We start from the raw sequence: 14,845 nt of genomic DNA on the forward strand, positions 1-14,845 counted from the left end.
ATCGACCTTCGTGACTTCGCCGTTCCCGGCCTCCGCAGGTGCGGCCGACCGCCACGCTGGACGCGGAGGTGGTGCGGATGGCGCACAACGCAGAACTCGGCAGGCACGGCGAACAGCTCGCGGTGGAGCATCTCGAGGCGCGCGGTATGGAGGTGCTCGAGCGCAACTGGCGCTGCCGCATCGGCGAGATCGACATCGTGGCGCGCGACGGCCGAGACACGGTATTCGTCGAGGTCAAGACACGAACGTCGGGTGACTACGGGCATCCGTTCGAGGCGATCACGCCCCTGAAGCTCGCGCGCATGAGGCGGCTTGCGATCGCTTGGTGCGAGGCGACGGATGCCCCGGTCTCGCGCATTCGCATCGACGCCGTCGCGGTGCTCGCCCCGACCGAGGCGCCCGCGCTCATCGAGCACCTCGAGGGGATCAACTGATGCCCGTCGCTCGCACGCGCTCGGTTGCGCTGCTCGGATTGACGGGCTCGATCGTCGAGGTCGAGGCCGATCTCTCGTCGCAGCTGCCGGCATTCATCATCATCGGGCTGCCCGATGCGGCGCTCGGCGAGGCACGCGATCGGGTGCGCGCCGCTGCCGTCAACGCCGGCTGCCCCCTTCCGCAGCGGCGGCTCACGGTGAACCTGTCGCCGGCGGCGCTGCCGAAGCACGGCTCGGGCTTCGATCTCGCGATCGCGATCGCCTGTCTCGCCGCGTCGGGCGAGATCTCGCCCGAGTCGATCGAGCATGTCGTGCACCTCGGCGAGCTCGGCCTCGACGGTCGGCTCCGCCCGATCGACGGCATCCTGCCCGCCGTTCTCGCCGCGGTGCGGGCCGGGTACGACACGGTCATGGTGCCGGCCGCGAATGCGGGTGAAGCGAGCCTCGTGCCCGGGGTCACGGTCATCGGGGTCGCTTCGCTCATCGATGCGGCGATCTCGCACGGCGGAGCATTCGACGAGCGGGTGTTCGAGCCAGTCCCGGCTCCCGAACGCGCTGAGCAGGCCGACGAGTCGCCCGGCGATCTCGCCGACATCGCAGGCAACGATGGCGCGGTCGACGCTCTCATCGCCGCCGCGGCCGGAGGGCACCACATGTTCCTCCTCGGGCCGCCGGGGGCGGGCAAGACGATGCTCGCCTCGCGGTTGCCGGGCCTCCTCCCCGACCTCGAGGCCGAAGAGGCGCTCGAGGTCGCCTCCCTCAGATCCCTTGCCGGACAACCCCTCAATGCCGGGCTCTCGCTACGACCGCCATTCGAGGCACCCCACCACACGGCTACGGCGGCGGCGATGGTCGGTGGCGGCAGCCGGCTGATCCGACCGGGTGCTGCAGCCCGCGCTTCGCACGGGGTGCTCTTCCTCGACGAGGCGCCGGAGTTCCCGTCGGCGGTGCTCGACGTGCTCCGCCAACCGCTCGAGTCCGGCACCATCGCGATCCATCGTGCGAACGCCGTCGCGTCGTTTCCCGGCCGCTTCCAACTTGTGCTGGCGGCCAACCCCTGCCCCTGCGGCAACCACGGCTCCAAGGTCGGCGACTGCATCTGCCCGCCTGCGGCCCGTCGGCGCTACATGGCCCGCGTGTCGGGGCCGCTCCGCGATCGGCTCGACCTGCAGCTCTTCGTACCGCGCATCACGGCCGCCGGGCTGCGAATCGCGGCCGAGCAGCCGGGAGTATCGACGGCCGTGGCGCGTGAGCGGGTTCTCGAAGCTCGTGGGCGGGCCGCCAGGCGATTGCGCAACACACCATGGCGTACCAACGCGCAGATGCCCGGCCCGTGGCTCCGGGGCGCCGGCGGGCTGCACCCAGGCGGCCGCGCGACGGCCGATCTCGACCGCTCGCTCGAGCTCGGCGGAATCACGATGCGCGGCTACGACCGCATCCTCAAGGTCGCGTGGACGCTCGCCGACCTCGACGGCGCAGACTCGCCCGGACTCGAACATGTCGGGCGGGCGCTCTTCCTCCGAAAGGGGCTCCCACAATGAGCATCGTCCGCCGCTCGGCCACGCAGCTGCGCATCGAACTCTCCGCCGTGCGGTCCGTCGCGCCAGACGACGCGACTGCGCTCGACGATGTCTTCGCCAGGGCGTTGCTCGGCACCTTGGCCGAACCCGGCGATGGCGTGCTCGGGCGCGCGATCGAAGTGCTCGGTGCTGCGCCGACGGCCGAGCTGCTGCTCGGCGGGGCAAGCCCAGCTCGCTTCATCGACGAGGTCGCGCAAGCCGGGGGAGCGATCGACGAACGTGAGGCGACCACCGGGCTCGAGCGTTGGCTGCCCCGCCTCGATCACGACGCGTTCGTGCGATCGCTGAGGCAGGCGGCGCGCGTGGGAGCCCGCCTGGTGCTCCCATCCGACGCGGTCTGGCCGCGAGGCGTCGATGAACTCGGCGTGCATGCGCCGATCGGCCTGTGGGTGCGCGGCCGGGCAGCCGCACTCGCGAGCGCGAGCGCTTCGATCTCGCTCGTGGGTGCGCGAGCAGCGACCGGCTACGGCGAGCACGTGACGATGGAGGCATCGGCGGGGCTCGTCGATCGAGGCTTCGCCGTGGTCTCCGGGGGCGCGTACGGCATCGACGGCATGGCGCACCGGGCCGCGCTCGCGAGCAGCGGCACGACCGTCGCGTTCCTCGCCGGAGGCGTCGACCGGTTCTATCCGATGGGGCACGAGACACTGCTGACCCGCATCGTCGAAACCGGTGCCGTCATCTCCGAGCTTCCTTGCGGCGCTGCGCCGACGAAATGGCGGTTCCTGCAACGCAATCGACTCATCGCCGCCGCGAGCGATGCGACCGTGGTGCTCGAGGCCGGACTTCGCTCGGGGTCCTTGAACACTGCCGGACACGCGGCCACCCTCGGCCGCCCGTTGGGCGCGGTTCCCGGTCCGGTGACGAGCCCGGCGTCGGCCGGCTGCCACCGACTCCTGCGAGAGTTCGACGCGGTGTGCGTCGTGGATGCCGATCAGATGGCCGAGCTCGCCGGTGGTCAGCGGGGGCGCGTCATCGCGACGCAGCACGGTGCACCCGAACAGGGCGGCGCCTCCGCCGGCGCGGCGCACGAGGCTCCGGCCCGACGATGGGGAATCGAGTCGACGCCCGAGGCGGTGCGGGTGCTCGACGCGCTCAGCTCCCGTAGCCCTCGAGAGCTCGTCGACGTGGCACGCCGGTGCGGTATGGCGCCGATCGCGGTGATGAGTGTGCTCGGCGGACTCGAGGCCGCCGCACTGGCCGCGAGGCATCCGCAGGGCTGGTTGCGGGCGAAGCGGAAATGAGCACGTCGGGCCGGCCGCGGAGCCGGCCAGGTCTACGGCTAGCTGTACCCGGCCGAAGGCGCTGCGGCCTGAAGCTGCAGGTGAAGGTCGTGAATGCTCTCGGCGAAGAAGGTGAAATCGTCCTCTGCTGTCGGCGCTTCGCCATTCGGTCGGGGAAGATACGCCGTCCTCATGCCCGCCTCTGCTGCAGCGCGGAGGTCCCAGGCGTGCGCTGCAACCATGATCGGGGTCCCAGAAGAAGAAGAAGAAGGGGCGCTTGCGATGGCCGCCTCGTAGATTCGCGCTGCCGGCTTATAGCTCTGCACGTCTTCGCCCGAGATCACCTGATGCCACCGCAGTCCCGAGCGCGAGCTGAGCCCGGTCAGCGTGCTCCGACTCGCATTGGAGAGACCCATGACGGTCGCGTCTCGGGCCAATCGGGTCACTCCGTCGATCGTGTCGTGCCATGGGGTCAGCTGCTCGCCGGCGGCGTAGAGGTCGGCGACACTTCGCCCGGGCCTGAATCGCCACTGCCTGGCGAGTTCATCGAGCGCCTCGCGGTCGAGAGCATCGCTCGGAGCGAACGCGCGTCGCCCCGAGACGATCTCGTCCTGCTGCGCCTCGACGTGTGCGAGCCAAGCGCAGAGAGCGAGGTTCGCAGCGTCTTCGTCCGCCACGATCACCGAGTTCAACTGCCCCAACAGACTCCCTCGTTGATCGACCAAGGTGCCGAGAACGTCGAAGACCACGGTTTCTCGAACTGCTGAAGCGTTGGTGCTCATCCGTTCAACAGTACGGGTCGCAGGTAGAGCGCGCAGCAGTGGCAGGCCTGCGCGTCGGCGGCAGGCCCTAGGCTGGCGGCGGAAAGAGGGGGTTCTGTGCAGCATCCGCAACTCGGCCGGTATCCGGCCGCCCGGCACGTCATCGCCCACATCAGCGACACGCACCTGCTGCGCGAGGGCGCACCGCTCGGCGGCGTCGCCGACACGGTCGCCGCGCTCTCCCAGGTGATCGCGCAACTCGACCGACTCGGCTCCTCGATCGACGCGATCGTCGTCACCGGCGACGTGGCCGATCTCGGGGAGCCCGACGCCTACAGGCTCGCTCGCGGCTCCCTCGAGCCGCTCGCCGAGCGCACGGGTGCCCGCCTCGTCTGGGTCATGGGAAACCACGACGAACGAGCCGCGTTCCGCGCCGGCCTGCTCGGCGAGCGCGCCGATGATTCTCCCGTGCATCGCATCATCGAGGTCGACGGGTTGCGCATCATCGCCCTCGACTCGACCGTGCCGGGCTTCCACCACGGCGAACTCGATGATGCGTCGCTCGACTGGCTCGATGCCGCGCTCGCCGAACCCTCGGCGAACGGCACCGTCATCGCGATGCACCACGCGCCCATCGCTACGCCGCTCGCGCTGATGGACCTGCTCGAGCTGCGTGGGCAGGAACGGCTCGCCGAGGTCGTCCGCGACCGCGACGTGCGACTCATCCTCGGCGGTCACCTGCACTACGCGACCAACGGCAGTTTCGCAGGCATCCCTGTCTCCGTCGCAGGTGCGACCTCGTACACGATGGATCTCTCGGCCCCGCCGCGCGAGCTCGTCGGCATCGACGGGGGCCGCTCGTTCACGCTCGTGCATCTCGCCGACGACGGCCTGGTGACCTCGGTGGTGCCGGTGGGTCCGTTCCCGCCGGTCACGAGCTTCAGCGAGACGTTCCTCGCCGAGATCGAGGCGCTGACGCCCGATGAGCGCCTCGAGCGGTTCTCCCGCAAGCGCCCCGCGGAGTGAGTGCGGCCACGGCGCGCCGCGGGCGCGTCGGACCGCGCGACGGGCACCGGGGGAGCAAGCTGGAGTCGTGAGCCTCGACCTCCTCCTCGACGACTATCTGTCGCACGTCGCCGTCGAGCGCGGATACTCACAGCACACAGTCGCCGCATACCGGAGCGACCTCCTCGAACTCATCTCATTCGCCGAAGAGCGGGGTCCGGCAGAAGCCGCAGCACTCGACCTGCCGCTGCTGCGCGACTGGCTCTGGGCGGCAACGGAACGAGGCCTCGCCCGAACGAGCATCGCCCGCCGCGCGGCATCCGTTCGCGGGTTCACCGCCTGGCTCACGCGTCGCGGCACCCTCGCGACCGACCCCGGGGCGAGACTCAAGGCGCCACGCGCCCAGCGCACCCTGCCCCGCGTCGTCACCGAGCAGGCGGTCGCCGAGACGCTCGCCGGGCTCGACGCTCGAGCCGCCACCGGTGAACCCGCCGAGATCCGGGATGCCGCGATCATCGAGTTGCTGTACGCCTCGGCCCTGCGGGTCTCCGAGCTCGTCGGGCTCGACCTGGAGGACATCGACCGCCGCCGCCGTCTCGTGCGGGTGCTCGGCAAAGGCGCGAAGGAGCGAATGGTGCCCTACGGAGCGCCGGCAGCACGCGCGATCGACCGATACCTCGATGAGGCGCGGCCCGCGATGGTGGCGGCCGTCGAGACCGCTGCGACAGCCACGGACGCACCCGGTCGAGCGGTCGGCGTGACGTCCGGACGCACGCGCGCCGTGTTCCTGGGCGCCCGCGGCGGTCGCATGGGCGTGCGCAGCGTCTATCGACTCGTCGCAGCGCTGCTCGCGGAGATACCCGGCACCGGGCCGAGCGGCCCGCACGCCTTCCGCCACAGCGCCGCCACGCACCTGCTCGACGGGGGCGCGGACTTGCGTGCAGTGCAGGAGTTTCTCGGGCATGCAAGTCTCGGCACCACTCAGATCTACACGCACGTGTCGACGGAACGGCTGAAGCAGAGCTACCGCACCGCGCACCCTCGCGCGTGAGCTGAGCGATCAGTTCGACGGCAGCAGCACGGCGCGCGGCAGGCCGCCGAGGAAGAGGAACGGTGAGACGTACTCACCGTCGACTCGCACGCCGAAGTGCACGCAGCCCGACGCACAGTGCCCGCCCGTCGACACGGTGCCGATGGGGTCGCCTGCGGCGACGGAAGCTCCGGTCTCGACGAGCGCGGCAACGGGTTCGATCGCGCTCACGACGCCGCCACCATGGTCGATCGCGACGACGGGCCGCCCGGCGACCATGCCGGCGTAACTGACGACGCCGGCGGCCGGTGCAACCACGGATGCGCCGACCTCGGTCGCCACATCGATGCCGCGGTGACCGGCCTTGTATGGCGAAGGAGGGGCGCGGAATGGCGAGACGACGCGGATGGGCGCGGCGACGGGCCAGCGCCACTGCTCGGCATACTCGGCGACGGCTCGGTACTCGCGCGATGCCGGACCGCCGTCGCCGATCCCCAGCGCGGAGGCCAAGGGGGCGGTCGTAGCCAGGGCGAGCAGCATCGACGAGGCCAGGGCGGATGCCGCTGCAGCGGACCAGCGGCGCCCCCGTCGGCATGCGATCGGTGAGGATGCCGGCGGGGGGAGAGCTGCGTTCATGCTTCGATGCTCGGGCGCCACGCGGCATCCGTTCGTCTCGATCGCTCAGATGTGTACGCCGGCGATCCGGACGCGGTTGGGGAGGGGGAGTGCCGATGATAGAGTATCGGGAGCACTCCGGTCTTCCGGGGTGACTACGCGCGCCATTTCGGCCGACGACTCCACTCAGTCCCGCTCCACGCTGTTCCGCAGCCGGAGCAGGCGGAGCCGTGCCGGGCGCCAGGGCTCCAGCCGCCGGCTGGAGCGACAACTGAGAACAAAGGAGTACGGCTCATGGCCGTCGTCACCATCCGCCAGCTGCTCGACAGCGGCGTGCACTTCGGGCACCAGACCCGCCGTTGGAACCCGAAGATGAAGCGCTTCATCCTCACGGAGCGTTCGGGCAGCTACATCATCGACCTGCAGCAGTCGCTCGCCTACATCGACAAGACGTACGACTTCGTGCGCGAGACGGTCGCCCACGGTGGCACCATCCTCTTCGTCGGCACCAAGAAGCAGGCGCAGAACGCGATCGCCGAGCAGGCGACTCGCGTCGGCCAGCCCTACGTGAACCAGCGCTGGCTCGGTGGCCTCCTCACCAACTTCCAGACGGTCTCCAAGCGCCTCGCGCGCATGAAGGAGCTCGAGGAGCTCGACTTCGAGGGCACCACGAGCGGCTTCACCAAGAAAGAGCTGCTCATCAAGAAGCGCGAGCTCGACAAGTTGCACAAGTCGCTCGGCGGCATCCGCAACCTGACGAAGACGCCTTCGGCGCTCTGGGTGGTCGACACCAAGAAAGAGCACCTCGCGATCGACGAGGCCAAGAAGCTCGGCATCCCCGTCATCGGCATCCTCGACACCAACTGCGACCCCGACGAGGTCCAGTACCCGATTCCGGGCAACGACGACGCGATCCGTTCGGTGAGCCTGCTCACCCGCATCGTCGCCGACGCCGCAGCCGAGGGCCTCATCGAGCGCCACCAGAAGCCCGAGGCCGAGGGGAACGTCTCCGCCGTCGAGCCGCTCGCCGAGTGGGAGAAGGAGCTTCTCCAGGCGGGTACGCCCGAGCAGTCCTCGCCCGAGACCGACAAGGTCGACGGCGCAGCGGCCGAGGCCGAAGAGGTTGCCGAGATCGTCGAGGTCGTTTCAGCGGATGCCACCGCGGAAGCCGCGACCGAGTCGGCCGACGACGCTGAAGCAGCAGTCGAGGCTGAGCCGGTCGTCGAGGCCGAAGCAGCCGTCGAGGCTGAGCCGGTCGTCGAGGCTGAAGCAGTCGTCGAGGCTGAGCCGGTCGTCGAGGCTGAAGCAGTCGTCGAGGCCGAGCCCGCCGCCGAGTCCAAGTAAGACCACGAGTCCAGGAGACTTACAGATATGGCCAACTTCACTCTCGAAGACGTCAAGAACCTGCGCGAGCGCCTCGGCACCGGCATGGTCGACACGAAGAACGCACTCGTGGAGGCCGACGGTGACCTCGAGAAGGCCGTCGAGATCCTCCGCTTGAAGGGTGCGAAGGGTAACGCGAAGCGTGCCGACCGCTCCACAGCTGAGGGCCTCGTCGCCGCCGTCGACAACGGCGACGGCACCGCCACGATCATCGAGCTCGCCTGCGAGACCGACTTCGTCGCCAAGGGCGACAAGTTCGTCGGCCTCGCCGACCGGGTTCTCGCGGCCGTCGCCGCGGCTCGTGCCGAGACCGTCGAGGCCGCCCTGGCCGCGCCGGCCGACGGCAAGACCGTCGCGACCGTGATCGACGAAGAAGCTGCGATCCTCGGCGAGAAGGTCGAGCTTCGTCGCATCCGTCTCGTCAAGGGCGAGCACTTCTCGATCTACCTGCACAAGACGTCGAAAGACCTCCCGCCGCAGGTGGGCGTCGTACTCGGGTACTCCGGTGACGACGCGGAGACCGCTCGCTCGGTGGCCCAGCACATCTCGTTCGCGAACCCGGAGTACCTCGCCCGCGAGGACGTTCCGGCCGACGCGGTCGAGAAGGAGCGCGGCATCGTCGAGCAGATCTCGCGCGAGGAGGGCAAGCCTGAGGCCGCCCTTCCGAAGATCATCGAAGGCCGACTCGGTGCCTTCTTCAAGCAGGTCGCACTGCTCGAGCAGGACTACGCGAAAGACAACAAGCTGTCCGTCGCGAAGGTCCTTTCCGACGCAGGCCTCACGGTGAGCGACTTCGCTCGCTACAAGGTCGGCGCCTAGGTGCACCACGGGAGTCCGGATCGTTCGCGATCCGGACTCCTTTGCTGTGTCCGGAGGGAATTCGGATGCCCGTCACGCCACACTCGTCGAACACGCACGACAATCGACGCTGCGCCGGGGTCGGCGAACCAGTAGTTTTACACCCACAGGGGAAGGATCGGTCGGGATGACGGAACACAAGCGCAGGGTCCTGTTGAAACTCTCGGGTGAGGCGTTCGGGGCGGGGTCGCTCGGCGTCAATCCCGACGTGATCAGTGCACTCGCGCGCGAGATCGCCGATGCGGCACGAACGGTCGAGATCGCGATCGTCGTCGGCGGCGGCAACTTCTTCCGCGGTGCTGAGCTCTCCCAGCGCGGTATGGACCGCGGCCGGGCCGATTACATGGGCATGCTCGGCACCGTGATGAACGCGCTCGCCCTGCAGGACTTCCTCGAGCAGGCCGGCGCCGAGACCCGCGTGCAGTCGGCGATCTCCATGACGCAGGTCGCGGAGCCGTACATCCCTCGCCGTGCGGAGCGCCACCTCGAGAAGGGCCGGGTCGTCATCTTCGGCGCCGGCGCCGGCTTGCCGTACTTCTCGACCGACACCGTCGCCGCGCAGCGGGCGCTCGAGATCGGTGCCGAGGTCGTGCTCGTCGCGAAGAACGGTGTCGACGGCGTCTACTCGGACGATCCGCGTACGAATCCCGATGCGCACAAGATCGACCGCATCAGCTACCAGGAGGCGTTGCAGCGGGGGCTCAAGGTCGTCGACTCGACGGCGTTCAGCCTGTGCATGGATAACGGCATGCCGATGCAGGTGTTCGGCATGACGCCGCACGGCAACGTGACGGCGGCGATCCTCGGCGCCGACCTCGGCACCATCGTCAGCAACGGCGTGCCCGCCACCAGTCGATAGACTGTCCGCAGTAGCGAACCAGAAGGAGCCCCCGTGATCGCGGACGTACTTTCCGATGCCACCGCACGCATGCAGAAGGCCGTAGAGGTCGCCAAAGACGACTTCGCGACCGTTCGCACGGGCCGGGCCAACCCACAGCTCTTCCAGAAGATCCTGGTGAGCTACTACGGCACGCCCACGCCGCTCGCGCAGCTCGCCTCGCTCGCGAACCCCGAGGCCCGCACGCTCGTCGTGACACCCTACGACAAGGGCGCGCTGAAAGACATCGAGCAGGCCATACGCGACACTCCGAACCTCGGTGCGAACCCGTCGAACGACGGCAACATCATCCGGGTGACGCTGCCCGAGCTCACCGAAGAGCGCCGCCGCGAGTTCGTGAAGATCGTTCGCGCCAAGGCGGAAGACGCGCGCGTGTCGGCGCGCAACATCCGTCGCAAGGCGAAAGACGACCTCGACGCCCTCAAGGGCGAGGTGGGTGACGACGAGGTTTCGCGCGCAGAGAAGGAACTCGAGCAGATCACGAAGTCCAACGTGGATGCCATCGACGAGGCCTTGAAGCGCAAGGAAGCCGAACTCCTCGAGGTCTGAGGCAAGAGATGTCGGGCGGCCCAGAAGAGGATCAGTCGGGTGACGGGGGGCCTGAACGAACCTCGCGCGACGAGTTCCGCGCGCAGGTGCACGCACGCAAAGCCGATCTCGAGCGTCAGTTCGAGGTGGGCAGAGCACAGTTCGATCAGACTCAGGAGAAGATCAAAGCCCGCACGGGTCGCAACCTGATCCTCGCGATTCTCATCGGACTCGCATTCGGCGCCGTACTACTGCTCAGCCTCCTGTGGATCAAAGAGTTGTTCCTGCTCTTCGCCGTCTTCATCGCCGCATTCGCGAGTTACGAACTCGCGCAGGCGTTGCGCAAGGCCGACTATCACGTTCCCCGCATCCCGACCGTCGTGGTCGCCGTGGCTGCGGTGCCGCTCTCGTACTACGGCGGTGCCGTCGGACAACTGATCGCCGTGCTCGGCGGCATCCTGATCGTCACGCTCTGGCGGATCGGCGAACAGATGGTGCCGTCGCTGCGGCGCTCGTCGGCTCGAGCGCTCACCCGCGATCTCGTCGGGGGTGCCTTCGTGCAGGGATACGTCACCTTCCTCGCGACCTTCGCGGTGGTGCTGACGGCGGCCGAGGGGGGCGAACTCTGGACACTCGCCTTCATCGCCGTCGCCGTTGCGGCCGACACGGGCGCCTACGCCTTCGGACTCATGTTCGGCAAGCACAAGATGGCGCCGATCATCAGTCCGAAGAAGACCTGGGAAGGGTTCGCCGGGGGAGCGGCCGTGAGCCTTCTGGCAGGTGTGCTGCTCTCGACGCTGATGCTCGGCAACACCTGGTGGTTCGGACTCATCTTCGGCACGGCGATCTTCTTGAGCGCGACTCTCGGCGACCTGGTCGAGTCGTTGATCAAGCGCGACATCGGCATCAAGGACATGAGTTCCTGGTTGCCGGGGCACGGCGGATTCCTCGATCGACTCGACTCGATCCTTCCGTCGGCCGCGGTCGCATTCGTCGCCTTCCGGATCTTCGGGTGAGCCTGCGCGCTGTGCCTCCGCAATAATGGAGCGGTGGATGCCACCTTCCCTCGCGTACGAAAGCCCAAGCTCGGGTACAACACCTCCCAGGTCGAGGAGTTCCTCCAGCTCGCCAGGCGCGCCTACGACGGCACCGTCAGACCCGGTGACGAGCCGCTGACATCCGATCGCATTCGGCTCACCGCCTTCGGCATGCAGAAGGGCGGCTACTCCACGACCCATGTCGATCAGGCGCTGGAACGACTCGAAGACGCGTTCGCGGCGCAGGAGCGACAGGTCGCCGCCCGTCTGCACGGTGGCGAGGCGTGGTTGCGCGAAGCGCGCACGACGGCACAGGTCGTCTCCAACCGGCTCGCGCGGCCGGAGGGCCGGCGGTTCGATCGCGTCAATCCGCTTGTTCGCGGATACAGCACGCGCGACGTCGACCGACTCGCAGACAAGCTCACCCGCTACTTCAGTGACGGTTGGCCGATTTCGATCGACAACGTGCGCACGGTCGTGTTCAAGACTCAGCGCGGCGGATATCGTGAGGCTCAGGTCGACCTCCTGCTCGACGCGGTCGTCGACGTGATGCTGGCGGTGCGGTGAGCGCGCGCGAGTCGCGCTCGCGACGGCGGGCCGACCTCCGATACACTCGTGCCATCGTGGGTAGGCATAGAGACAGTGACGAGACGGACCAGTCCCGTCGATTGACGCCCGACAGCCCACGCGTCGCAGTCGCGCCAGCGCGAACCGGTCGGGTCAAGCAGGCCGCCACCGTCGTGTTCGCCTTCGCGGCATCCGTGAGCTTCCTCCTCGTGAACATCGTCGATCCGTTCTCGGGAGCGACCGCCTCCTCGAATTTCGCGAGTGACCGCGACCGCTTCGGTGGCGCCGCCGTGCAGGCGATCGAGATCGACGGTGATTATTCGATCGACGTCGGCCAAGAGAGCTACGTCGTCGAGAAGAAGCCCGAAGAAGTGAAGCTCGCGCCTGCTTCGACGAGCGCCGAAAGCGGTTGGGCTCCGCCCGCGATCACGCCCGATCCGGGTTCAGCGCAGGCGTACGCGGCCGGCGCAGTCGCCGCCCGCGGCTGGCCGTCGAGTGAGTTCGACTGTCTCGTCGCGCTCTGGAGCAAGGAGTCGGGCTGGCGGGTGAACGCGTACAACGCGTCGAGCGGCGCGTACGGCATTCCTCAGGCGCTGCCCGGGTCGAAGATGGCCACGGCCGGTGCCGACTGGGAGACGAACCCGGCGACGCAGGTCGAGTGGGGCCTCGGCTACGTGTCCGGTCGTTATGGCACGCCCTGCGGGGCGTGGGCTCATTCACAAGACTCCGGCTGGTACTGAGTCGGCCATCGCCGTGTGAGGCGACCTTGCGGCCTCGCTTAGACTTGAGACATGGCCCGCTCGAACCGATCCCGGAGTCGGGCGGCTCGTGCCCGTGAGGGTCATCCCGAGCTCGACGTCGAGCGTCTCACCTCGGGCTGGAAGCGCAGCGAATCGCGCGGCGGCCGCGAATGGAACGTGCAACCGGTGTCAGAGACGCAGGCCGTGAAGGCCTACCTCTGCCCCGGATGCGGGCTCGACGTCGCACCCGGCGTGGCGCACCTCGTGGCGTGGCGCGCCGACGGCGTGCTCGGCGACGCCGCGGATCTCGCCTCCCGTCGGCACTGGCATATCCACTGTTGGAGGATCGGCACCCCATGAGCGATGGCCCCATCGAAATCCGCGCGGGCGTCGAATTGCCGGCCAGACGCGAAGAGATCCAGCTGCACACGAGCGACGGGCTGACGCTCGTCGGCGAGCTTGCGACCCCGATCGAGCGAGCACCGGTCGCCACACTCGTCACGCTGCATCCGTTGCCCACCGCCGGTGGGTTCATGGACTCGCACATCATCCGCAAGGCTGCCGCTCGGCTTCCGGCCCTCGCCGATCTCGCAGTGCTGCGCTTCAACACGCGCGGCACCGCTTCACCGCGCGGCACGAGCGAGGGCTCGTTCGGCCATGGTGTCGGCGAGCGAGCGGATGTCGCGGCGGCGATGGCGTTCGTCGAGGAGCGGGCACTGCCGCACCCATGGCTCGTCGGTTGGTCGTTCGGCACGGAGCTCGCCCTGAAGTACGGGCTCGAGCACGGCATCGACGGCGCGATCCTGCTGTCGCCGCCACTGCATCGCACGAGCGATGATGAGCTCGCCCGGTGGAAGGACGCGTCGCCGGCGCTCGTCGCCCTGATTCCCGAGCACGACGACTACCTGCGACCGACCGAAGCCGCCGAGCGTTTCGCGGGACTGCCGAAGCTCACGCGCATCGATGTCGCGGGCGGCAAGCACTTGTGGGTCGGCGAGGCCCAGACCCGGCGTGTGCTCGACGAGATCGTTGCGGTCGTCAACCCGGCGGCCGCGCCGCTACCCACCGTCTGGCCACCGCCTGCGGCGTGAGACGGAGCCGGGCTGCGGGAGCTCACCGCTCGTTCTGGTGGGGGATGACGACTTGCTTGATGATCAAGAGGGTGGCTGCCGCGACCGGGATCGCGACGAGCGCGCCGAGCACACCGCCGAGTGAGCCGCCGGCGAGTGCCGCGATCACGACGACCGCGCCGGGCACCTTCACCGCACGGTTCATGATGCGGGGGCTCAGCACGTACGCCTCGACCTGCATGTAGACGATGTAGTAGATCGCTGCGACGAGCGCGGTGAGCGGGGAGCCGAGGCCGGGGATCAGGCAGACGAGCACGATCACTACCGAGCCGCTCAGGGTGCCGACGAGCGGCACCAGTGAGAAGAGGAACGCGAGGAATGCGAGGACTGCCGGGAACGGTGCCTGGATGATCGAGAGGAAGATGAAGCTCGCGACTCCGTTGACCGCCGCGAGTGAGACCTGCCCCAGTACGTACCGGCCGACCGACTGCGTGATCTGCTCGGTGAGGTCGGCGAAGCGGGCGCGCTTCGATGCGGGAACCAACTGGTAGGCGGCGCGCTTCATTGTGTTCAGCGACGCAGCGAAGTAGAGCGTGAGGATGAAGACGATGACGACGCCGAAGACGCCGACGCCGATCGCCACGGCGACCTGCAACACGCCGCCGGCGAGTTCGCTGAGCTTGTCGGGATTGGTGAAGAAATCGGTGAGGCCGGTGGTCACCTGGTGGTTGATCTCGTCGACCGGAACCTGGGGGAACTGGTCCTTCAGATTTTCGATCCACTCCTGGGAGTCGATCCGATCGACGATCCGCGGGATCTCCTCGACGAGCTGGCTGACCTGGTCGACGATGATCGGTACGACCGCGAGCACGAGAGCGGCGACGAGGAGCCCGACCCCGGTCATGACGATCAGGATGGCGGCCCAACGCGGAAGCCCTCGGCGCTCGACCCAGCTGATCGCCGGGTCGAGGCCGAGGGCCAGGAAGAGGGCCGCGCCGATGTAGGTGATGATCGTCGAGAGCGTGACGACCGAGGTGAGGATGAGGAGGCCGACACCGACGCCGAGGGTGCCGACCAGCCCGATGCGGAACGCGTTCTGGATCTTCATGGAACGGC

At 68.5% G+C, this 14,845-nt stretch carries 17 protein-coding genes; 14 read left to right on the forward strand and 3 right to left on the reverse strand.

What is annotated here, in order from left to right:
- Window positions 1-77 precede the first annotated feature (77 nt).
- The 3 genes from AC1C2S_RS16410 to dprA are packed head-to-tail and all read left to right on the forward strand — an operon-like array spanning window position 78 to window position 3,258.
- Entirely contained in the window at window positions 78-434 is a 357-nt protein-coding gene (locus AC1C2S_RS16410) for a YraN family protein (protein WP_495353675.1), read from the forward strand.
- Window positions 434-1,975, forward strand: coding sequence for a YifB family Mg chelatase-like AAA ATPase (locus AC1C2S_RS16415; RefSeq protein WP_495353676.1), 1,542 nt, complete (start codon window positions 434-436; stop codon window positions 1,973-1,975). Before AC1C2S_RS16410 ends, AC1C2S_RS16415 begins: the two co-directional genes overlap by 1 nt.
- Window positions 1,972-3,258 carry a DNA-processing protein DprA gene (dprA, locus tag AC1C2S_RS16420; protein WP_495353677.1) on the forward strand — a complete coding sequence of 429 codons (1,287 nt, stop codon included), beginning with the start codon at window positions 1,972-1,974 and terminating at the stop codon, window positions 3,256-3,258. Before AC1C2S_RS16415 ends, dprA begins: the two co-directional genes overlap by 4 nt.
- A 38-nt stretch (window positions 3,259-3,296) precedes the next feature.
- On the opposite strand, the gene AC1C2S_RS16425 is transcribed toward dprA, so the two are convergent.
- A complete protein-coding gene (locus AC1C2S_RS16425) occupies window positions 3,297-4,019 on the reverse strand; it encodes an HAD-IA family hydrolase (RefSeq protein ID WP_495353678.1) in 723 nt (240 codons plus the stop codon).
- Between the two features lie 96 nt (window positions 4,020-4,115).
- Here AC1C2S_RS16425 and AC1C2S_RS16430 point away from each other — a divergent pair, with 96 nt between their 5' ends.
- Both AC1C2S_RS16430 and AC1C2S_RS16435 read left to right on the forward strand, forming a co-directional pair.
- The gene (locus AC1C2S_RS16430; protein ID WP_495353679.1) at window positions 4,116-5,024 is read left to right on the forward strand and encodes a phosphodiesterase; all 909 of its coding nucleotides are present in this window, start codon (window positions 4,116-4,118) and stop codon (window positions 5,022-5,024) included.
- Window positions 5,025-5,091: 67 nt separating this feature from the next.
- On the forward strand, window positions 5,092-6,054 hold the full coding sequence (locus tag AC1C2S_RS16435) for a tyrosine recombinase XerC (RefSeq protein ID WP_495353680.1): 963 nt from the start codon (window positions 5,092-5,094) through the stop codon (window positions 6,052-6,054).
- Between the two features lie 9 nt (window positions 6,055-6,063).
- Here AC1C2S_RS16435 and AC1C2S_RS16440 read toward each other — a convergent pair whose 3' ends face one another.
- Entirely contained in the window at window positions 6,064-6,669 is a 606-nt protein-coding gene (locus AC1C2S_RS16440) for a murein hydrolase activator EnvC family protein (protein WP_495353681.1), read from the reverse strand.
- Between the two features lie 273 nt (window positions 6,670-6,942).
- Between AC1C2S_RS16440 and rpsB the strand changes: the two genes are divergently transcribed.
- From rpsB to AC1C2S_RS16485, 9 genes are all read left to right on the forward strand, one after another.
- Window positions 6,943-7,992 (forward strand): 30S ribosomal protein S2, encoded by a 1,050-nt coding sequence (gene rpsB / locus AC1C2S_RS16445; protein WP_495353682.1) that lies wholly within the window; start codon window positions 6,943-6,945, stop codon window positions 7,990-7,992.
- Window positions 7,993-8,019: 27 nt separating this feature from the next.
- Complete coding sequence (tsf, locus tag AC1C2S_RS16450) at window positions 8,020-8,850, forward strand: translation elongation factor Ts (protein WP_495353683.1); 831 nt, start codon at window positions 8,020-8,022, stop codon at window positions 8,848-8,850.
- A gap of 166 nt (window positions 8,851-9,016) precedes the next feature.
- Window positions 9,017-9,748 (forward strand): UMP kinase, encoded by a 732-nt coding sequence (gene pyrH / locus AC1C2S_RS16455; protein ID WP_495353684.1) that lies wholly within the window; start codon window positions 9,017-9,019, stop codon window positions 9,746-9,748.
- A gap of 33 nt (window positions 9,749-9,781) precedes the next feature.
- On the forward strand, window positions 9,782-10,336 hold the full coding sequence (gene frr, locus AC1C2S_RS16460) for a ribosome recycling factor (RefSeq protein WP_495353685.1): 555 nt from the start codon (window positions 9,782-9,784) through the stop codon (window positions 10,334-10,336).
- A gap of 8 nt (window positions 10,337-10,344) precedes the next feature.
- A complete protein-coding gene (locus AC1C2S_RS16465) occupies window positions 10,345-11,331 on the forward strand; it encodes a phosphatidate cytidylyltransferase (RefSeq protein ID WP_495353686.1) in 987 nt (328 codons plus the stop codon).
- Window positions 11,332-11,364: 33 nt separating this feature from the next.
- Window positions 11,365-11,919, forward strand: coding sequence for a DivIVA domain-containing protein (locus AC1C2S_RS16470; RefSeq protein WP_495353687.1), 555 nt, complete (start codon window positions 11,365-11,367; stop codon window positions 11,917-11,919).
- A 56-nt stretch (window positions 11,920-11,975) separates the two neighbouring features.
- Window positions 11,976-12,659, forward strand: a complete 684-nt coding sequence (locus AC1C2S_RS16475; protein WP_495353688.1) for an aggregation-promoting factor C-terminal-like domain-containing protein — start codon at window positions 11,976-11,978, stop codon at window positions 12,657-12,659.
- Window positions 12,660-12,710: 51 nt separating this feature from the next.
- A complete protein-coding gene (locus tag AC1C2S_RS16480) occupies window positions 12,711-13,019 on the forward strand; it encodes an Rv1322 family protein (protein ID WP_495353689.1) in 309 nt (102 codons plus the stop codon).
- Window positions 13,016-13,750 (forward strand): alpha/beta hydrolase, encoded by a 735-nt coding sequence (locus tag AC1C2S_RS16485; RefSeq protein WP_495353690.1) that lies wholly within the window; start codon window positions 13,016-13,018, stop codon window positions 13,748-13,750. Before AC1C2S_RS16480 ends, AC1C2S_RS16485 begins: the two co-directional genes overlap by 4 nt.
- 22 nt (window positions 13,751-13,772) lie before the next feature.
- Here the strand turns inward: AC1C2S_RS16485 and AC1C2S_RS16490 are convergent, their stop codons facing one another.
- Entirely contained in the window at window positions 13,773-14,837 is a 1,065-nt protein-coding gene (locus AC1C2S_RS16490; protein WP_495353691.1) for an AI-2E family transporter, read from the reverse strand.
- Window positions 14,838-14,845 lie beyond the last annotated feature (8 nt).

The sequence above is a fragment of the Agromyces sp. Y782 genome (assembly GCF_059445405.1).